Origin of the sequence: Micromonospora sp. NPDC049523, from assembly GCF_040676775.1 — a bacterium.
Lineage (GTDB): Bacteria > Actinomycetota > Actinomycetes > Mycobacteriales > Micromonosporaceae > Micromonospora_G.
This window is the reverse complement of the sequence record NZ_JBFAPP010000007.1, coordinates 295,687-316,504: the sequence shown is the minus strand read 5'-3', so window position 1 is coordinate 316,504 and position 20,818 is coordinate 295,687. Positions and strand designations below refer to the sequence as shown.

At 70.7% G+C, this 20,818-nt stretch carries 13 protein-coding genes and 1 pseudogene; 13 read left to right on the top strand and 1 reads right to left on the bottom strand.

What is annotated here, in order from left to right:
* The first annotated feature begins 7 nt into the window (after nt 1-7).
* The 7 genes from AB0J90_RS13675 (at nt 8) to AB0J90_RS13645 (ending at nt 6,937) form a co-directional block, all read left to right on the top strand.
* On the top strand, nt 8-820 hold the full coding sequence (locus AB0J90_RS13675) for a 2-amino-3,7-dideoxy-D-threo-hept-6-ulosonate synthase (protein WP_363595553.1): 813 nt from the start codon (nt 8-10) through the stop codon (nt 818-820).
* Between the two features lie 103 nt (nt 821-923).
* Complete coding sequence (locus tag AB0J90_RS13670; protein WP_363595551.1) at nt 924-2,027, top strand: 3-dehydroquinate synthase II; 1,104 nt, start codon at nt 924-926, stop codon at nt 2,025-2,027.
* On the top strand, nt 2,024-2,890 hold the full coding sequence (locus AB0J90_RS13665) for an amidohydrolase family protein (RefSeq protein WP_363595549.1): 867 nt from the start codon (nt 2,024-2,026) through the stop codon (nt 2,888-2,890). The genes AB0J90_RS13670 and AB0J90_RS13665 overlap by 4 nt, the downstream gene beginning before the upstream one ends.
* Nucleotides 2,853-4,163: an AMP-binding protein gene (locus AB0J90_RS13660; protein ID WP_363595547.1), complete on the top strand. Its 1,311-nt coding sequence runs from the start codon at nt 2,853-2,855 to the stop codon at nt 4,161-4,163. The genes AB0J90_RS13665 and AB0J90_RS13660 overlap by 38 nt, the downstream gene beginning before the upstream one ends.
* 27 nt (nt 4,164-4,190) lie before the next feature.
* Entirely contained in the window at nt 4,191-5,369 is a 1,179-nt protein-coding gene (locus AB0J90_RS13655) for an FAD-dependent monooxygenase (RefSeq protein WP_363595545.1), read from the top strand.
* A 49-nt stretch (nt 5,370-5,418) separates the two neighbouring features.
* On the top strand, nt 5,419-6,234 hold the full coding sequence (locus tag AB0J90_RS13650) for a 2,3-dihydro-2,3-dihydroxybenzoate dehydrogenase (protein WP_363595543.1): 816 nt from the start codon (nt 5,419-5,421) through the stop codon (nt 6,232-6,234).
* Between the two features lie 46 nt (nt 6,235-6,280).
* Complete coding sequence (locus AB0J90_RS13645; RefSeq protein WP_363595541.1) at nt 6,281-6,937, top strand: isochorismatase family protein; 657 nt, start codon at nt 6,281-6,283, stop codon at nt 6,935-6,937.
* A gap of 30 nt (nt 6,938-6,967) precedes the next feature.
* On the opposite strand, the pseudogene AB0J90_RS13640 reads toward AB0J90_RS13645, so the two are convergent.
* Nucleotides 6,968-7,180, bottom strand: a pseudogene (locus AB0J90_RS13640) (helix-turn-helix transcriptional regulator); the annotation flags it as partial.
* A gap of 1,883 nt (nt 7,181-9,063) precedes the next feature.
* On the opposite strand from AB0J90_RS13640, the gene AB0J90_RS13635 reads away from it, so the two are divergent.
* The 6 genes from AB0J90_RS13635 to AB0J90_RS13610 all read left to right on the top strand — a co-directional run bounded on the left by AB0J90_RS13635 (nt 9,064) and on the right by AB0J90_RS13610 (nt 20,802).
* Nucleotides 9,064-10,569: a M1 family metallopeptidase gene (locus AB0J90_RS13635; RefSeq protein WP_363595539.1), complete on the top strand. Its 1,506-nt coding sequence runs from the start codon at nt 9,064-9,066 to the stop codon at nt 10,567-10,569.
* Nucleotides 10,570-10,817: 248 nt separating this feature from the next.
* Nucleotides 10,818-11,474: a hypothetical protein gene (locus AB0J90_RS13630; protein WP_363595537.1), complete on the top strand. Its 657-nt coding sequence runs from the start codon at nt 10,818-10,820 to the stop codon at nt 11,472-11,474.
* A 271-nt stretch (nt 11,475-11,745) separates the two neighbouring features.
* Nucleotides 11,746-14,052: a low temperature requirement protein A gene (locus AB0J90_RS13625; RefSeq protein ID WP_363595535.1), complete on the top strand. Its 2,307-nt coding sequence runs from the start codon at nt 11,746-11,748 to the stop codon at nt 14,050-14,052.
* 188 nt (nt 14,053-14,240) lie between these two features.
* Complete coding sequence (locus AB0J90_RS13620; RefSeq protein ID WP_363595533.1) at nt 14,241-14,675, top strand: hypothetical protein; 435 nt, start codon at nt 14,241-14,243, stop codon at nt 14,673-14,675.
* A 263-nt stretch (nt 14,676-14,938) separates the two neighbouring features.
* A complete protein-coding gene (locus AB0J90_RS13615) occupies nt 14,939-18,547 on the top strand; it encodes a DUF6603 domain-containing protein (protein ID WP_363595531.1) in 3,609 nt (1,202 codons plus the stop codon).
* A gap of 2 nt (nt 18,548-18,549) precedes the next feature.
* On the top strand, nt 18,550-20,802 hold the full coding sequence (locus AB0J90_RS13610) for a hypothetical protein (RefSeq protein ID WP_363595529.1): 2,253 nt from the start codon (nt 18,550-18,552) through the stop codon (nt 20,800-20,802).
* Nucleotides 20,803-20,818 lie beyond the last annotated feature (16 nt).

The window sequence follows — 20,818 nt, the reverse complement described above, 5'->3', positions numbered from 1 at the left end:
AGGACACGTGCACATCAACAGTTCCTTCGCCCGCCAGGTACGGCTGCGGCGACTCTACCGGCATCGCGACGAGCGCCTGCTTGTCGTACCGCTCGATCACTCGATCACCGACGGACCGGTCACCGGTGGCCGCCGGGTCGACCGCCTGATCGGGCAGCTGGCCGCCAACGGCGTCGACGCCGTGGTGCTGCACAAGGGCGTGCTCCGGTACGTCGACCCGCGCTGGTTCGCCGACACCTCACTCGTGGTGCACCTGAGCGCCAGCACCGTCAACGCGCCCGATCCGGACGCCAAATACCTGGTCGCGACCGTGGCGGAGGCGCTCAGTCTGGGGGCCGACGCGGTCAGCGTGCACGTCAACGTCGGGTCTCGGGAGGAGGCGCGGCAGATTGCCGACCTCGCCGTGGTGGGGGAGGCGTGCGAGCGGTGGAACGTGCCGCTGCTCGCGATGATGTACCCGCGAGGGCCGAAGATCAGCGATCCGCGCCGGCCGGACCTGGTCGCGCATGCCGTGATCCTCGCCGCCGATCTCGGCGCCGACCTGGTCAAGACCGTCTACCCGGGCTCGGTCGACGGACTGCGCGCCGTCACCCAGGACAGCCCGGTGCCGGTGATCGTCGCCGGTGGCCCGCGCCGCAGCCGCGACGACCTGGCCGATTACCTCGACGACGTGCTGCTCGGCGGCGCTGCCGGGGTAGCGATGGGACGCAACGTCTTCGAGGCGGACGACCCGGGCGCGCTCACCGCCGAACTGGCCGACCGAATCCACCCGACCCGTACTCCGTCCGCCGTCCGCGAACTGCGGGTCGCGGTCTCCTGAACCCGAAACCACCGCCCGGCCATCCGGGCCCGGAAACCACCGGTTCGCAACACCGGCGCCGGAACACGTCCGGTCGCGTACCACTCACCCGAGGAGAGACAGAGTGAAGATCTGCTGGATGGACGTCCGTGGCCTACGGGACATCCGGACCACTGTGATCGAGGAGGCGGTGCACCAACGCGTCGACGCGGTTGTCGCGGCCGACCTCTCCGACCTCGACGGCCTGCCGCCGACCGTACGCAAGGTTCTGCTACCCGGCGAGGCGCCGCTGCCGGACGACCTGACCGGTGCCGACATCGTCATCGTCGACCCGGCGGTCCACGGTCGGATCGACGAGCTGACCCACACCCATCCCGAGATCGAGTTCGGTCGGTTCGTGGAGATCGTCGACGCGGCGACCCTCGACGAGGCGTGCGCCGCCGCCCGTACCGAACGGTGGAGCGTGCTGCTGTTCCGCGACCCCACGAAGATTCCGCTGGAGATCGTCCTGGCGGCGGCGGCCGGTGCCGACGGCAGCATCATCACCGTCGCCCACGACGTCGAGGAGGCGACGATCATCTTCGGCGTGCTGGAGCACGGCTCGGACGGTGTCATGATGCGACCCCGCGCGGTCGGCGACGTGACCGCGCTGAAGGCGGCCGCGCTGGACCAGTCGCCCGATCTCGATCTGGTGGAGCTGGAGGTGACCGAGATCCGCCGGGTAGGCATGGGCGAGCGCGCCTGTGTGGACACCTGCACCCACTTCCGCGAGGACGAGGGCATCCTGGTCGGGTCCCACTCCAAGGGCATGGTCCTGTGCGTCAGCGAGACCCACCCGTTGCCGTACATGCCGACCCGGCCGTTCCGGGTCAACGCGGGCGCCATCATGTCGTACACCCTCTCCACCGAGGGCCGGACCAACTACCTGAGCGAGCTGCGCTCGGGCAGCAAGGTGCTGGCGGTCGACGTGAAGGGCCGTACCCGCGTCTCCACCGTCGGCCGAGTCAAGATCGAAACCAGGCCGTTGCTGGCGGTCGACGCGGTCGCGCCGAACGGGGTGACGGTCAACCTGATCCTCCAGGACGACTGGCACGTGCGGATCCTCGGACCCGGCGGCGCGGTGCTCAACTGCACCGAGCTCAAGCCGGGCGACAAGGTGCTGGGCTACCTGCCGACGGCCGACCGGCACGTCGGCTACCCCATCGACGAATTCTGTCGCGAGCAGTGAGCACCGACGGTCTGGATCCCCGGCAGCCGGTGTTCGACTTCCACGTCCGGCTGGCGCCGCGACCGGGCGCCGCCGAGGCGCTGCTGAGGCTGCTCGACGATGCCGGCATCACCCGCGCGATTGTCTGCGCCGGTGGGACGATGGATCGGATCACGCTGTCCCGGCAGCTCACCGACGGCGGGCACGTCGAGACCGACGCCGACAACAATGCGGTGCTGGCGGCGGCGGCCCGGTCCGGGGGACGACTCGTCCCGTTCCACTTCGCCAACCCGCACCGGGGGCCCGAGGTCTACCGGGCGGCGGCCGCGGCCGTCAGCGGGCTGGAACTGTCCCCGGTCGTGCACGGGGTGGGGCTCGGCGACCCACGGGTCACGGCGCTGGTCACCGTGGCGGGGGAGTTCCGCCACCCGGTGTACGTCGCACCGCTGAGCCGCCCCGGCAGCGGTGTGGCCGACGTGGTCGCGCTCGCCGCCACGTTCCCCGCGGTGACGTTCGTACTCGGGCACACCGGTGTCGGCAACATCGACTACCACGGTCTGGACCTGGTCGCCGGTTCGCCCAACATCATGGTCGAGACCTCCGGCGGCTATACCGACGTGCTTCGGTTCGCAGTCGACCGGCTCGGCCCGTCCCGGCTGCTGTTCGGCACCGAGGCACCGCTGCAGCACCCCCGGGTCGAACTCACCAAGTACGCGGTGCTGGGGCTGCCGGCCGATGCGTGGCGCCGGATCGCCTGGGACAACGCCGTACGGCTGCTCGCACCCGGATCGGCCGGCTCGGCACCGGACCCGGCCGCGTCGACCCACGAAAGCGAAGGAGGAGGGAATGACCTCGACCATCAACCGGCTGCCGCAGATCGGTGACTGGCGGGACGCCGCCGAACTGACCGCGCTACAGGACGCCCAACTCGGACAGACAATGGACTGGGCCTCCCGGTCGCCGTTCTACCGGTCCCGCCTCACCGGCGCGGCCCGGACCCGAGCCGGGTTGACCGCACTGCCGCCGACCACGAAACAGGACCTGCGGGGCGCGTACCCGTTCGGCATGCTCGCCGTGGGGCGGGACCAACTCGCCACCTATCACGAATCCAGTGGCACCGCCGGAGCACCGACACCGTCTTACTACACCACTGACGACTGGACCGACCTCGCCGAGCGGTACGCCCGCAAGTGGGTAGGCATCTCGGCCGCCGACACCTTCCTCGTCCGGACCCCGTACGCACTGATGATCACCGGGCACCTGGCGCACGCCGCCGCCCGCCTGCACGGCGCCACGGTGGTACCGGGAGACAACCGGTCGCTGGCGATGCCGTACTCCCGGGTGGTGCGGGTCCTGCACGACCTCGACGTCACCCTGACCTGGTCGATGCCGACCGAGACCCTGCTCTGGGCCGCGGCGGCCAAGGCGGCCGGTCACCGGCCCGGTACAGACTTTCCCCGGCTGCGCGCCCTGTTCGTGGGCGGCGAACCGCTGAGTCCGGCCCGGCGGCGGCGGATCAGCGCCATCTGGGGCGTGCCGGTCGTCGAGGAATACGGCTCGACCGAGACCGGCAGCCTGGCCGGGGAGTGCCCACAGGGCCGGCTGCACCTGTGGGCCGACCGCGCGATCTTCGAGGTCTACCACCCGCGGACCGGTGAACTCACCCCCACCGGCGACGGGCAACTCGTGGTCACGCCGCTGTTCCGGGAGGCAATGCCGCTGCTGCGTTACCACCTGGAGGACGACGTCGAGGTACGCGACGACGGGTGCGACTGCGGCTGGGCGCTGCCGACGGTCCGGGTGCTGGGACGGGCCGGGTTCGGGTACCCGGTCGCGGCTGCCACGGTCAGCCAGAGCCGCCTGGAGGAGCTGGTCTTCGGTCTGCCCGAGGCGTACGGGGTGATGTTCTGGCGGGCTCGCGCGGAGCCGGACCTGCTGCGGGTCGAGTTCGAGGCCGAAGGCGCGGCCGGTGCCGCCGCGGCCGAGGCGCTGACCACGTCGATCCGGGCGGAGTTCGACGTGCCCAGCGATGTCGCCGCGGTGCCGCCGGGGAGCCTCGTGCCCGAACACGTCCTGACCGGCGTTCACGACGTGGTCAAGCCGCGCAGCCTGTTCGGTGCCGACGAGGACTGGGACCGGGGACTGCTCTACTACTGACCGCTGCCACGGGGGAGAGGACACGAAATGGCGGGTGGACAACCGCGGGTTGCGGTCGTCGGCGCCGGAATCGGTGGCTGCACCCTGGCGGTGGCGTTGTACGCCGCCGGGATCCACTGCACGGTTTACGAACAAGCGCCGGCCCTGAAACCGGTGGGCGCCGGCATCCAGCTGGCACCGAACGCGGTCCGGCCACTGCGTCGGCTCGGACTCGGCGAACACCTGCGGGCGGTCGCGGTCGATGTCACCGCGATCCACATGCGCCGGTGGAGTGACGGCGCCACGATCTCCCGGCTGCCACTGGCCGGGTGCGTCGAGATGTTCGGGGCGCCGTATTACACGGTGCTGCGCGCGGACCTGCACGACGGGCTGGTCGGACTGCTGCCGGCAGGTTCGTTGCGGCTGGGTCGGCGGGTGGTGGCCGTACACGACGCCGCGGACCGGTCCGAACTGGAGTTCGCCGACGGTGGACGGGAAGCGGCTGACGTGATCGTCGGCGCGGACGGCATCCACTCGGTGGTCCGGGCCGGTCTGCACCGTGACCAGCCGCGTTTCTCCGGGCAGCTCATCTTCCGGGGGTTGGTGCCGGCCGAGCGGGTCCCGTTTCTCACGGACGACCCACGGGTGCAACTGTGGCTCGGACCGGACCAGCACTGCGTCAGCTACCCGGTCGCGTCCGGTCGGCTGGTCAGCTTCGGCGCGACGGTTGCCGCGGCCGAGGGTCGGGCGGAGTCGTGGTCGGCGGAGGCGGACCCGGGTGAGGTGGCGCTCGCGTACCGGGACTGGCACCCACAGGTGCGGGAACTGATCGCCGCCGCGGACGCGGTGGGGCGCTGGGCTCTGCACGACCGGGACACGGTCACCGGGTGGAGCGGCCGGCGGACGGTGCTGCTCGGCGACGCGGCGCACCCGATGCTCCCGTTCCTGGCCCAGGGGGCCAACCAGGCGATCGAGGACGCGGTGACGCTCGCCCGGTGTCTCGCCGACGCCGATCCGGACGACGTCCGGCCGGCGCTGCGCCGCTACGAGGCAGTACGTCGTCCGCGTACGGACGAGGTGCACCTTCGGTCGCGGGCGAACAACCGGACCCTGCATCTGCGCGACGGCGCACTCGCTCACGAGCGGGACGAACGGCTGTCCCGCACCGTCGACCTGCGCGATCAGGAGTGGCTGTACGGCTACGACTGTGCGGGAGCCGTGGCCTGACCGGCGGCCGCAACCCGCGACCGCCGACGACCGGAGACAGGAGCGTGACATGACCCAGACAACCCACCGGTACGGCACCGAGCCGGCCGACGGCGAGTTCGCCGGAAAGGTGGTCGTGGTGACCGGCGCCGCCCAGGGCATCGGTCAGGCCGTGGCGGAGACGTTCGGCGTACGCGGGGCCCGGGTGATGGCCCTGGACAACAACGCGGACGCGCTGCAGAAGCTCGGCTCGATGGTCGACGCGGGTATGGACGTCGTCACCATGCCGGTCGACGTGCGCGATAGCCGGGCGGTCGAGGCGGCCGTCGCGTCGATCGAGCGGGAACAGGGGCCGATCGAGGTGCTCGCGAACGTGGCCGGCGTACTCGTCCTCGGCTCGGTCACGGAACTGACCGACGCCGACTGGGCCCGGGCGTTCTCGGTGAACACCGAGGGCGTGTTCTACCTGGCCCGCTCGGTCAGCCGGCGGATGGTCGAACGCAGGCGCGGCGCCATCGTGACGGTCGGCTCCAACGCCGCCCGGGTGCCGCGTACGCGGATGGCCGCGTACGCGGCGTCGAAGGCGGCGACAAGCTCGTTCATGCACTGCCTCGGGCTCGAACTGGCCGGCTACGGGATCCGGTGCAACATCGTTTCTCCCGGCTCCACCGACACCCCGATGCTGCGCGGAATGTGGACCGACGATGCCGCGGCGCGGGCGACCCTGCACGGCTCTGCCGAGCAGTATCGGGTCGGCATTCCGCTGCGGAAGTTGGCCAGCACCGCCGACGTCGCCGAGGCGGTGCTGTTCCTCGCCTCGTCCCGCGCCGGGCACATCACCATGCAGGATCTCCAGGTCGACGGTGGCGCCGCCCTGGGCAACTGACCGCAGGCCGGTCATCCCGTACCCGGATCCACCCGATCGGAGGCCCGTGAGTATCCCGATGATCACCTCGTACGCCCTGCCCGGCCGTACCGAGGTGCCTTCCAGTGCGCCCGAGTGGACCCCACACCCCCGGAGGGCGGCGCTGCTCATCCACGACATGCAGCAGTACTTCGTCGATTTCTTCCCGTCCGCCGAGGCACCGATTCCGGCGGTGATCGGTCACATCGCCGCGCTCCGTACAGCGGCGGTCGCCGCCGGCATGCCGGTCTACTACACCGCTCAGCCCGGCGGGATGACGGTCGAGCAGCGTGGGTTGCTGCGCAGTTTCTGGGGCGGTGGCATGAGCACCGACCCGGGGCACCGACGCGTGGTCTCACCGCTAGAGCCGGGCCCCGACGACGTCGTGCTGACCAAGTGGCGCTACAGCGCCTTCGTCCGGTCGGATCTGGAGCACCTGCTCCGCGACGCCGGGCGTGACCAGTTGGTTATTTGCGGTGTGTACGCCCACCTCGGCTGCATGCTCACCGCGTTCGACGCGTTCGCCCGTGACATCGAACCTTTCCTGGTCGCCGACGCGGTGGCCGACTTCACCCGGGACGAACACCTGATGGCGCTCGACCTGGTCGCCCGGCGGTGCGGCGTGGTGACGACGACCGACGCCGTGCTCGCCGAGCTGACCGCCGATGCCTCGGTGGCCCCATGATCGGCTGGTTGGCTGGTCGTCGGGTCGGGTTCAGACGAGGTGTGGGTCGTGCGGGTGGTCGTGCGTGCGCCGGTTCGCCGCGATGCCGGCCAGCGCGACCCGGGACGTGATGCCCAGTTTGCGGAACGTGTTGCGCAGGTGGTAGTTGACCGTGTGCGGTGACAGGAACACCCGTCGGGCGATCTCCCGGTTCGTCAGGCCGTCGCTGACCAGGACCGCGATGGTCCGTTCCGTGTCGGTCAGGCCGCACCAGGGGCACGCCGATGCGGTGGCGCCGACGCGCGGCTCGGCGCCCTGACCGCGACGGGGCGGGGCGGGGCGGTCGCCCGCCCCGGAGGCTTCGCCCGTCCCGCCGGACTCCAGGATGGTCCGCAGCAGCGCCGGCATGCTGTTCCGTACGGTCAGCCAGGCCAGCATGCTCCGGAACCGGACACACGATCCGGTCCTCTTGAGCAGGATCGAGGAGCTCTCTTGGTCGAGCACGTCCCGTTCGGCATTGCTCAGCCGGGCGATCGGGCAGATCATGAGCTGGTCTGCCCGTGTGCTGAGTGCGGCGGCTACCTGGAGCAGTTGCTGGTACGGCCGGGGCAGCGCCGCGAGTCGCCGCCGGACCAGCAGTTCGACCCGCTCGGACGGTACGGCGCGCAGCATCGCCGAGCGGCGGTTCACCACCCGGACCGCCCCCTCCTCCACCAAGCCCGTGATCAGTTCGGTCACCAGCAGCGGGTTGCCCTCGGCCTGCGCCGCGAACTGGGCGAGGTCGTCGGTTGGCGGCGCGCCGATCTGGCGGGTGATCAGCTCACGTACGGCGGTCTGCGTGAGTGGCTGCAACGACACCGTGGTGCCGTCGGCCGGAAGCCAGTCCGCGGTGCCGTCGTCGCGTTGGCGACCCGCCGCTACCAGCACCACCGGCGCCTGCGTGACTTCCTGTGTCCGTGCGTGCAGCGTGGTGAGTCGACTGGCGCTGGTGAGGTGTGCCTCGTCGACCGTGAGCAGGACCGGTGCGTCCTGCGGTACGGTGCCGGGCGCCTGACGTGCCATCGTGGTCAGTGCGTCCCCGCGGTCCGCCGCCCCGACTTGGTAACCCAGCCGGCGACCGATGTCCTTGGTTTCGGCCAGGATCCGCGATGTGCCGGAACCCTCGGTGCCCGCGATCGCGATGATCGGCACGTTCCGGCAACCCGGGGTTGCTTTCGCATTCGTCAATACTTCGACAATTGTGCCTAGCTCTCGGTCGCGTTCCAACAGGTCGTTGTTCATGTGATCCCCCGTGGTACTTCGGTCCATGAGCACGTCGACTGCCGTAACGATAACGCTGCTTTCTGCGAGGACGAGGTGAGGAACTTCACATTTGGGATTTCCGTCCAGTCTGGAGGGATTTCTTGCTCCTATCGGGATAGTGCCACTCCGTGCGACGAATATTGGCTTGACTGTGTGCGCGTTCCATGTCCGAGTGAAATGCCGGGCGGCCCAGGTGATCCACACCTCGGGACTGCTGCTGGGCGTCGGTGCAGGTGTGCGTGGTGGGACGTGGCGCGGCGGGACGAACGTGGCCTGCCGGGCAAGAAGTCGTCGAAACGACAGACTGTTTGTTGACTGTCAGTTGGCTGATCGAGTGGCGCCATCTGCTCGGTCATCGGTGGCCGGCACGCGTGGAATCGAGTTCGACCGGGCGTATGGTTGTCGTCCGCAGGTCCGTGTCGCCCGCGTGCGCGTCGAGCCGCGACGGGTTCCCAAGGAGCGGGGAGTCGGCGGGGCGCCGGAGCACATCTTCGACCCTCCGGTGCCGACTGTCGGCCATCGGCAATGCACGTCCTGGTTTGCCGATCCGCAATAGCTAGGTGTCTTCTTCGGCGAAGTCCGAATTGCCGCTCCGTGCACGGTCACGAATTCCGTACCGCTGTCACTGACGTCTTCCGAAGCTCGCAGGCAGTGTGCACCGGTACCGGGTCGGTAGCCCCCCGCACGCCCACGCGGCCGGGGTGAGGCCTTCCCGTGCCGAACGGCTGATCTTGCTGCTGTACGGGGAGCGGCGATCGTCGCGGGTGTTATCGGAATTCCCTCAGACGTTCATGATCCTCGATTAGTTTGGGGAGATGCGTCCGGCTGAACGAGGGAGTCCTCCCATGCGACGAGCATTGGTGGCGGTTATCGCCACCCTGACCCTGGCCACCGTCGGCACTGTGGCCGCCGGTCCCGCGTACGCCAAGGCGCCGAGGCCGGGCGCTCCCGGCATCGGCGACAGCTACTTCCCCGACTACGGAAACGGCGGCTACGACGTCACCCACTACGACATCCGGCTGCGCTATGACCCCAGCACCGACCGGCTCACCGGCACCACCACGGTCCTTGCCAGAGCCACCGCAGACCTGTCCCGGTTCAACCTCGACTTCCTGCTGGACGTCTCGTCCGTACGGGTCAACGGCTGGACCGCGGACCACTCCCGGTCGGGCGTACACGAGCTAGTGATCACGCCGGCCCGGCCGATCGCCGCGGGCCAGCAGCTCACGGTCGTGGTGCAGTACGCGGGGATCCCGTCACAGGTGCTGGTCGACGGCTACACCGGGTGGACCCGTACCGCGGACGGGGCGCTGGCCGTCAACGAACCGGAGATCGCCTGGTGGTGGTACCCGAGCAACGACCACCCGTTGGACAAGGCCACCTTCGACGTCTCGGTCGCCGTACCGGACGGGGTGGAGGTGATCAGCAACGGCGTGCAGCCCAGACCACCTCTGCGTGAGCTGCTGGGCTGGACCCGGTGGAGTTGGCGGTCGACCAAGCCCTCCGCCACCTACCTGGCGTTCCTGGCGATCGGGCAGTACGAGATCGTCAGCGACACCGCCCCCAATGGACAACCCGTGATCAACGCCTATCACGCCGGACTCGGTGAGCTGGCCGGCGCGGCGCGGGCGAGCATCGAACGCACGGCCGAGGTGATCGACTGGGAAACCGGCATCTTCGGTCCGTACCCGTTCGAGGCACAGGGCGGGGTCGCCGGGCCGACGGACGGTATCGGCTTCGCATTGGAAACCCAGACCCGCCCGGTGTACGGAGCCGGCTTCTGGCGCCGCGGGTCGAACCCGTACGTGGTGGTGCACGAGAACGCGCACCAGTGGTTCGGTGACTCCGTCTCGGTGGCCGATTGGAGCAACATCTGGCTCAACGAGGGCTTCGCCTCGTACGCCGAGTGGCTCTGGTCGGAGGCGCAGGGCGAGGGGACCGCGCAGGAGGTCTTCGACTTCGTCTACGCCTACTACCCCGCCGAGGACCCCTTCTGGCAGGTCCTGCCTGGTAACCCCGGGGCGGACCGGGTCTTCGACGGTGCCGTCTACGACCGGGGGGCGCTGACCCTGCACCAGTTGCGGGGGGCTGTCGGCGACGACGCGTTCTTCCAACTCCTGCGCACCTGGGCGGCCACCCGGCAGTACGGCAACGGGACCATCGCGCAGTTCCGGGCCCTCGCCGAGCAGATCTCCGGCCAGGACCTCGATGTCCTCTTCGACACCTGGCTCTTCACACCTGGCCGGCCGGAACTGACCGACCGGCCCGGGGCCCGACTCGCGGCAGCCGCACCGACGGAACCGAAGTCCTGGGTCAAGCTGCGCCAGACACGTGACCTGCTGACCCACTGACCGACACCTAGGTACGCAGACGCGGGGAGGCGGTACCGGCCGCCTCCCCGCCTCGTGCCCGCCGGCAGTACGTGATCAACGCACTGTTCATGCCGCCGTTGCATGCTGATCGCCGTCCCGGACGTGCGCGTTTCCTCGCGTTCGACAGAGTCGGCGGGATCCCCTGTCGCTATGAGAGCCGGAGCACCTCCTTGTCCCCATCCGGACGTTGTCGCCGTTTCGGCGCGGCGAGAGCCCTCACCCTGGCGATGTTCACCGTCGCCGCGTCCGTCATCGCCGTACCCGCCCCGGCGGTCGCGCATCCGTTCGGTGATCCGCAGACGGTTGCCATCGCGCTCGACGAGCAGCGACCCGACGTGGTGCGCGTACGGTGGCGGGTCGGCGGCCCCGACGACCTGACGTTGCTCGGGGTCTCGCTCGGCCTGCTGCCGGCCGACCGGGTTCTGCTCGACGGTGCGGTGGACTACCGGAGCACGGACCCGGCGCTGATCGGATCGTCCACCCAACTCGTGGCTTACCTACTTCAGCAGATCACGGTGGCCGACGGCGGACGGCAGTGCGTCGGCACCGTCGAGCCGCCGATGGCCCTGGCCCGGACCGGTGCGACCGTCGACTACACGTGCCCAGGGCCGGTCGGCACGGTCACGGTCGGGGTGCGCATGCTGACCGACCTCAATCCCGCGTACCGCTCGCTGGCCACCGGTCCGGACGGCCAACGCGCGCTGTACGACTCCAGCACGGACTCCCACGACTGGGTCCTGACCGGCGCGGCGCCCTCGGTCGACACCCGTCACGGGCGCGGTGCCGTGGTCCAGGTCGCTGCCGTCACGGGCGGTGTGCTGCTAGCTGTGCTCGCGGCGCTGCTGGTGGCACGGCGGATGCGTCGACCGCGCACCGTCGCTTGACCGGGATCACCGGCTCCGCCGGGCCGCTGTTGCGCGACCCGCTCGAAGTCCTGCGGCTCCGCTGCCCCGGCGGGGCCGGTTCCGGAACCTTAATTCGCCGGGGAGATCGGACCGCACCATTTTCGACACCGCGACGCGACCGCGTCGCGTAACGAATCGTGAAACTTCTTCGTGCTGATTCCTCGTGCCCGGCCGGTCGCTTGGTAAAGGTCCGCCCCGGTCTTTGCCCATGGTACGAATATGGCAGGACCGGCGAGACGGATGAGCTGTGGTGGGGACAGGGGTAGAGCGGCTCATACGAAAGCCAGGTTCGCGAGAGGTTTCCTTCCTCGAACTCTTCTTCGACCTGGCCATCATCTTCGCGCTCATGCAGCTCTCGCAGCGATTACTGAGCGGGTTCGGCTGGGAGAACAGCGTACAGACGCTGATCCTCGTGGCGGCGGTGTGGTGGATCTGGGTGGCGGCGGTCCGGACCGCGGACTGGTTCGACCCAGGCGCGCCGTACGTGCAGTGGATCATCACCATGGTGATGTTCGCCGGGCTGGTGGTGGCCGCTGCCGTACCCGGGGCCTTCGGCGACCACGGCATCGTCTTCGCCGGTGCGTACGTCGTGATACTCCTCGGGCGGCACCTGGCGATCATCCGAGCCCTGCAGAATCATCCGTTGCAGATCCGCTCGGTACGGGCCGCGATCTGGTTCGGCGCGGGCGGGATCCTCTGGGTGGCGGGAGCGTTGGTGCCCAGCACGCCGCGCCTGGTCCTGTGGTCGGCAGCGGTGATCGTGGACTATCTCGGTGTCGTGCTCGGCTGGCCGGTGCCGGGTTTGGATCGTGTGCCCGGTGCGCACCTGAAGGTGCTCGGAGACCACATCGCCGAACGTCACCGGCAGGTCTTCATCGTCGGACTCGGTGAGTTGATCCTCGCGGGCGGGATCAGTCTCGCCCAACAGCGACCTGACGCCCTCCGTACGGTTGCCTTCGCCCTTGCCTTCGTGAACGCGGCGCTGATGCTGTGGAGCTATCTCGTGCCGCGCGGACTCGACCTCGCGGACGTGCTCAACCGGCGACCGCCCTATGTCTCGGTACTCTGCTCCTTCGCGCACGGGCTGATGATCGCCGGAATCGTCGCCACCGCGATGGCCGACGACGTCCTGATCAGGCAGCCACTCGAAGACGCCCGGGACGCGTGGTCGGTCGCCCTCGTAGCCGGGCCGTTTCTCTACCTTGCCGGACGGACGATGCTCGTCTCGGTGGTGTTCCAACGCCCTGTCTGGCGGGCGCCGGCGGGAATGGTGGTCCTGGCGGCCGTGTCACCGGTCCTGCTCAGCTTGCCACTGATTGCCGGGGCAGCCGTCGTCAACGCGGTGCTGCTCGGCGTCATCCTCAGCGCCCGAATCGGCGAGCCCGTCGTACGACGCCTGGGCAGCCTGCAGGAAAGGCTCCTCCGCAAACGGGAAAGGTCTGATGCGGTCTCCTTCCACGAGCTTTTCTTCGATCTGGGCCTGATCTTCGCGCTGATCCAGATAGCGCAGCGGCTGCTGGGCGACCTCAGCGTGACCAACGCGGCGCAGACCACGGTTCTCTTCGCCGCGATCTGGTGGATCTGGGTCGCCACCGCCTGGTCCACCGACTGGTTCAACCCGGACGAGCCATACCTGCAGCGACTCATCATCGGCGTCATGTTCGCCGGACTACTCATGGCCGTTGCCGTCCCCCGTGCCTTCGGCGCGGACGGCCTCCTGTTCGCCGGGGCGTACAGCGCGATCAACATCGGCCGAGGCCTGGCGATCGTTCCCGTCCTGCGCGGCAGCCCGCTCCAGGCGCGTTCGGGGCGGGTCCTGATCTGGTTCAGCATCTCGGCCGTGCCCTGGCTGGTGGGCGCCTTCCTGCCCGCAGGTCCGCGCCTGATCCTGTGGGCGGTAGCGATCGTCGTCGACGGCGCCATCTCCTGGTTCGGCTGGCCGGTCCCCGGACTGAGCCGCGTACCAGAAAGACAGCTACGGGTGATCGGCGAGCACATCGCGGAACGCTACCGCCAGATCTACATCGTCGCCCTGGGCGTGCCGATCCTGGTCAGCGGCTTGAGCTACAGCGCCTCGGGCTTCGACTACGTGCGTACGTTGGCCTTCGCCATCGCCTTCGTGAGTGCCGTCATGCTGGTGTGGATCTATGTCCTTCCGCTCGGGCGGAACCTCGGCACCGTGGTCAACGCCAACGCCCCACGGGCCGCCATCGCCGCTTCCTACTCACAGGGGATCATGATCGCGGGAGTGGTCGCGATAGCGGTTGGCGACGCGCTACTCATCCGGCAGCCACTCGGCGAGACCCGTACGGCGTGGTCGGTCGTCATCGTCGGCGGAGTCGCGCTGCACATCACCGGGCGGATTCTGCTCAACCTGGTGTTCGGGGCCCACCGACCGTGGCGTGCGGTCGCCGCGCTGCTCGCGGTGGGGGCCATGACACCCGGTCTGCTCGTGGCGCCGCCCCTGGTCGTGGCGAGTGCGGTCAACACCGCGCTGGTTTTCATCGTCTTCTCCTACCGACGCCTCAACCGTCCGGCCCGGCCCGCGCCGACCTGACGTGTCATACCCTCCGCCGGTCGGCCGCCACCTCGGTCTGCTGGGGGTCTTCGGCCGCGACTGACCCAAGGCCGGATGACGCGCGGGCTGTCGCCTCCAGCCAGCTACTGCACAATGGACTGTCCGATAGCCGCACCGCCGTTGGTGATGCCGGCGGTTTCTACCAGTAGAAGGCACGGTCACTGTCGGTGAGCAGGTTTCCGGGACCTCTCGGCAACACCGACCAGCTCACCGACGGCGGCGGCCCGTCCTTCCTGCCCGCGGAGAACCGCGGCCCGGACTACGCCGAACGCACCGCCCGCGGGGACGGGCTGCCGCCGGGTGAACGTCGGATGGGGCACCTGTCGACCCTCCAGCGCAGCTCCCGGGCGCCGGACGGCACGCCGATGCACCTGTGGGTGGACGGTCCCGGCTTCGACTCGTTGGACGTACCGGACGGCAGCAGCCAACCAAAGCTGCACTTCAGTCTCTTCGTGCCGACCGCCGACGTCTTCACCCGGATGCGGCACAGCCAGGCCGCGGTGGACCTGGCCCGCAAGCACCGGGTGGCCGAGCAGGACAACGGTCCGAGGACTTGCACGTTCCTGCCCCGGTCGCCCACTCCGGCAGCCGCAGCAGCGTAAACACGTTCGTCTCATCCGGCTAGGCCGTTCGGCTGGTCCGCCCGTGTCCCGGGCCTCTGGGACGGCCGTCCCTGGTGTCTGGGTCCGCCCGCTGAGCAGACTCGTCCAGCGCCGTTCGGCCAGCCACCCGACAGGAGTTCGACCATGCCGCAGAGGTGTGCCGTCGCCATGCCCGACAGCACCTGCCCGCCGGGCCGGTACCCGACCGGAGTCTCCGGCTCCGCACCGGACGCTCTGTTCCGTCCCGCCATGCGGTGCCGCTCATGACCCAGCCGGTGCAGGCGATCCTCGTACAGCACGCGGTCGCGCTGCTGCGTCCGCTGAGCGACGCGGCCGGCGACGCCCAGGCCCGGGACCGGCTGGTCGAAGGCATGGGCTGGGACCTGTCCGCGCTGACCGGCTTCGAGTTGGACCCGTTCGTCGACTCGCTGCTCGAGTGCCGCGACATCGTGGCCCGGATCGCGGAGCGGATCGCCGAGGGTCTCGACGATCTCGCCGACGCGACGTACTGCGTGGGCGAGATCCGCAAGGGCGTCTCGGTCGTCTCGGAACTGTTCGACGGGTGGCGTCCGCCGCCGGGCCCCGGCGACCCCGCCCGGCCGGCCCCACCACACCACGACGCCGATCCGTACCTGCTCTTCCTCACCGATCTGTTCGGCTACCTGCTCGACGCACACCTGGTGCTCTACGCGCCGAACCTGCGGGTCGCCCTCGACGTGCTCGGCGTACGGCGGCTGGTCGAGGCTGCCGCACCGGTGACGATCAACGGGAAACAGGCCCGGGACCGGCGGGTGCGCCCGTACTTCACGGTCGGTCCGCTGGGACGGTTGCTGGTCGACCCGCTGGGTGTGCTCCGCGACCGGCTGTTCGGGCCGGACGGGCCACCGGACCTGCCCGACGAGATCGCCGACGCGATCGGTGCACCGATGGTGGGCTGGCTGACCGATCTCGGCATCCAGGCCTCGTACGGCACCGCGGGCGCGGAGGTGCCGGGCTCGGGGCTGACCCCGGCGCAGGTCGACGCCGCCCGACACCTGCTGCACCTGTCCTGGGTGGAGCCGATCGGCGATCCGGACGCGGATCCGCCGGAACCGACCGAGCAGGCGTCCGGACGGGCGGCGCTCCAACTGGCCGTAGGGCTGGCCCGGGACCTCGGGCACCACCCGGTCGACCCGCCGCTGGCGGTGGTGCTCGCTCCACAGGGGACTCTGGAGGCTCGCCTCGACCACGGCCTCTGGGCGGTGGAGAGCAAGCTCACCGGTGTCGTCACCCCGGCAGTGGTGACCCGGCACGGCGTACGTTTCGAGCCCGCGGACGGGTCACCCCCGCCGGCTGGCGCGGAGCTGACCGGTTCGATCGAGGTGCGCTACGGCAAGCCGACCCCCGACCATCCGGCCCTGCGGCTCGGCGCACCGGGCGGAACCCGGCTGGAAGTCGACCAGCTACGGTTCACCGCCCACGGCGAGCTCAACGACGCCGGACCGACCGGCGAACTCGTGCTCAGCCTCGACGGTGCCCGGCTGCTGATCGAGCCGGGCGACGACGGCTTCCTCGCCGCGATCCTGCCCGGCAACGCGATCCGGCTCGAGCTGGACGCCGGCTTGCGCTGGTCCCCGGAGCGAGGCCTGAGCCTCACCGGCTCGGGTGGGCTGGAGATGACGATTCCGGTCGGCGCCACCTTCGGCCCGCTCAGCGTCGACCAGCTCGCCGTCGGCCTGCGCGCCGGCACCACGGCACTGCCCGGCGGCGGGGCCGTGGCCACCGCCGGGACCGCCGGGGTCGAGCTGCGGTTGACCACCGACCTCACCGTACGACTCGGCCCGGTCACCGCCTCCGCCACCGGTCTAGGGCTGCGCGCCGCGCTGACCCCGGCCGAACGCGCCGGCAGCCTCGGCCCGATCGACCTGGACCTGGCCTTCCTGCGACCCTCCGGTATCGGTGTCGCGATCGACGCCGGGGCGGTCACCGGCGGTGGGTTCCTGCTCGCCGAGGACAACGGCCGGTACGCCGGCATGGTCCAGCTCAGCTTCCTCGGCCTGGCGCTGTCCGCGATCGGCCTGGTCGACACCCGGATGCCGGACGGCTCGTCCGGGTTCTCGCTGCTCGTCCTGATCTCGGTGCGGTTCCCGCCGGTCCAACTCGGGTTCGGCTTCGCGCTCACCGGGGTCGGCGGCCTGATCGGCGTGAACCGGGCGGTGAACGCCAAGGCGATGCGCGACGGGCTCGCCGACGGCGCGCTGGACAACCTCCTGTTCCCGGCCGACCCGATCGGAAACGCCCCCCGCCTGATCCGGGACCTCAACCGGTTCTTCCCGACCACCGTCGGCCAGCACGTGGTCGGACCGACCGTCGAGATCACCTGGGGCGCGCAGGGCGTGTTCACCGCCCGACTGGGCCTGTTCATCGAGTTCCCCACGCCGGTCCGGGTGGTGCTCGCCGGCCAGTTGCGGATCGCGCTGCCGCCGGCCATGGCCGAGCCGATCGTGCTGATCCAGGTGGACCTGGTCGGCGCGCTCGACTTCGGCGAGCAGACGTTGGCCATCGACGGGGTGCTGCGCGACTCCCGGGTGGCCGGCTTCACCCTCACCGGACGCCTCGCGGTACGCGCCAACTGGGGCGACCGGCCGTCGTTCCTGGTCTCGATCGGCGGGTTCAACCCGCGCTTCCCGCAGCCCGACAACGTACCGGTGCTGCCCCGGATGACCCTGTCGCTGGGCGACGGCAACCCTCGGCTGCGGCTGTCGTCGTACCTGGCGCTGACGTCGAACACCGTCCAGTTCGGGGCCCGGCTGGACCTCTACGCCGGGATCTCGATCCCGTTCGTCGGCACCCTCGCCATCGCCGCGGTGCTCAGCTTCGACGCACTGATCATCATGGACCCGTTCTCCTTCGCCGTCGACATCTACGCGATGGTCGCGTTGACCTGGGACGGCGATCCGGTCCTCGCGGTCGAGCTGGCGGGGTCCCTGACCGGACCCGGGACCTGGCGGGCGGTCGGCAGGGCGACCTTCACGTTCCTGGGTCGGCACTCGATCCGTTTCGACATCACCGTCGGCAAGCGACTCACCGAGCCCCCGCCGCCGCAGGTGGACCTGGCCTGCCGAATCCGTAGGGAGCTGGCGGCCCCGGCGAACTGGAACGCCGAACAGCCCGCGGGGAGCCCGCCGCTGGTGACCCTCGCCGAATCGGCGACCGCCGGCGCGGCGATCCTGGTGCACCCGCTCGGGTCGCTGACCGTACGGCAGAAGGTCGCCCCACTGGACCTGACCATCGACCGGTACGGAACCGCGGCCATCGCGGGTGACGTACGCCGGTTCACCGTCGACGGGGTGGCCCTGGACGGCGAGGACGTACGGGCGTCGTCGGTCGACGACCTCTTCCCGCCCGCGGAATACCTGGACATGGACGACATGGAGAAGCTGTCCGCGCCCTCGTTCGAACGCTGGACATCCGGCTTCACCGTCACCGACACCGGACTGACCGTCGCACCGGAGACCGCCTGGCGGCAGGTCAACGCCGAGACCCAGGACGAGGTGGTGACCCGTACGCCGGACGGCGGAACCGCCGTGGAGTCCAGGATCCGGCCGATCCCGCAGGACCGGATGAACCTCCAGGCCGGGGCCGGCGCGGCGGCGGTCAACGGCGCCGCCGCCCAGGGCGCGCGGGCGTTCGCCGCGCCGCCGCTCGGCATCGCGTTGGAGGAGCCGCTTTTCGCGGTGGTCACCGCGACCCCGCCGGCGGACGGCGCGCTCGCGGTGATCACGCCGGCCCGCCCGCCGGCCCGGTTCGCCCAGGCTCGTGAGGCGCTCGCCGGCACGGGTGGCGGCAGCCCGCTCAAGCTCATCGAAAACGACGACGTCCCCCGGGAGTGACCGTGTCCTCGACCTACCATTTCCTGCCCTGGGCCCGCGAGGGGTTGGCCAACCGGCTGCGCGCCCCGCGGGACGGGGAAGACCCACGGCGCGGCCACCTCACCGTGTCGGCCGCGCTGAACAAGGAGCCCCTCGACGACATCGCCGTCGAGATGCTCGGCCCCGGCGACGTGACCGGCCTCGCCCCGCACCAGGTGGTACGCGCCGAGCCCGCACCCGGCACCATCGGGTTCGAGTCGGACTACTACCCGACGCTGGACCTCGACTCGCCGACCCTGCCCTGGCTCTTCACCCCGCTGCCACCCGCCGACCGGCTCCCCCCGTGGCTCTGCCTGGTCGCCGTACGCCAACAGCCGGGCGTACGGCTGCGCACCGACGGGGTGCGTAACACCACGGTGCTGGAGATCGGCGCGCCCGCCGACGCCAGGGAGGAACTGCCCGACCTCGCCCAGTCCTGGGCGTGGGCGCACGTGCAGGTGGTCGGTCCGCTCGTCAAGGAATCCGCCGACCGGGTGCTGCACCCCGTCGCCCAGGAATCCGTCGAACGGGTACTGCCCCCGCCGCCGGAGCGGACCGTCGCCCGGCTGGTCTGCCCGACACCACTGCAACCCGGCCACCGCTACCACGCCTGCCTGGTACCGACGTTCGCGGTCGGCCGCGCGGCCGGACTGGACCTTCCGTTGCCCGACGGAAACGAACCGGCCTGGTTGCCCGAGGACCAGGAGGTGACCCTGCCGGTCTACCACCACTGGGAGTTCAGTTGCGGCGACGGCCACAGCTTCGCCAAGCTGGTCCGGGCGCTGCGGTTCCGGCCGGCGCCGGACGGGGTCGGCCGGCGCCCGTTCGAGGTGGACGGTGGCGGCCTGACCGCCCCCGCCGGAGCACCGCCGATGCCGCCGTTCGACGGCGCGCTGGTCCGCCCCGGCAGCCGCCACACCGACCCGCCGGCCTGGGTACGGCAGGCCCTCGCACCACTCGTCGGCGCTGGAGCCGGAGCCGCCGCACCGCTGTACGGCGGCGAGCACGTCGGTCGGCGGACGGTGCCGGCCGACGAGGTGGGCTGGTTGGCCGACCTCAACCTCGACCCGCGTTACCGGGGCGTCGCGGCGCTGGCCGCCGCCGTGGTCCGGGACCGGCAGGAGGACCTGGCCGCGGCCGCGTGGAAACAGGCGGGCGACGTCCGCGCGGTCAACCGGGTGCTCGCGGCGGCGGACGTGGCGAACGCCGTCAACGGCACGCTGCACGCCCGCCGGCTCACCGCGCCGTCGACCGACGGGCTCACCCTGCTCCAGTTGGCCACGCCGCTGGGGCTCGTCTCGGGGTCCGGTGTGGTCACCACCCCGGCGTATCGGCGGGTGAACCGGCGGCGCGGGCCGATCGCCCGGCGGGCCGCCCCGCCGGCACCGGTCACGATCGCGCCGGCCGACGTGGCGACCCTGACCGCCGCGCTCGAACCCGCCCGCACGGTCAAACAACGGGTGGCGAGCCGGATCAATGGCGTGGCGGCCGTTGCCGACGCCGCCGAACCGGACCGGACCGGGGTCGCACCCACCTTCCCCACCCCGATGGTCGGTGAACTCGCCCGGATCGCGCCGCAGTTCCTGCTACCCGGCGTGGAACGCATCCCGCCGGACAGCGTGGTCGCCCTGGAGACCAACCCGCGGTTCGTCGCCGCCTTCCTCGCCGGGCTGAACGTGGAACTCGCCGGTGAGCTGCGCTGGCGGGACTTCCCGCTGGCCGAGCGGGCCACCATGTTCCAGCACTTCTGGGACCAGCGCGGGCAGGGCGGCGGCGGTTCGCCCGACGTACCCCCGATCGAACAGTGGCCGGCCGACCGCCGCCTCGACCAGGTGGTCAGCGGCCAGGCGGCCCGGCTGACCCTGGCGGTCCGCGGCGAACTGCTGCGCCGCTACCCCCGGACCGGGGTGTACGCGGTACGGGCGGCGTCGCGTACCAAGGTGGCCGACGAGACGGTCGACGGGAACGTGTCCTACCCGATCTTCGGCGGGGGCATCGGCGCGGACCTGCGCTACTTCGGCTTCGACCTGACCTACGACCAGGCGATCGGGACGACGACACCACCGGGCTGGTTCTTCGTCTTCGCCGAACAGCCCACCGAGACCCGGTTCGGCCTGCCGAAGACCGGCGACCCGCTCGAGGGCACCGAGGTGACCGCCGCCGAGGTCGCCCGACGCACCCTGCGACCGCCGTTGCGGGTGCTGATCCACGCCGCCGACCTGCTCACCGCCGACTGAGGCCGGGAGAACGAGA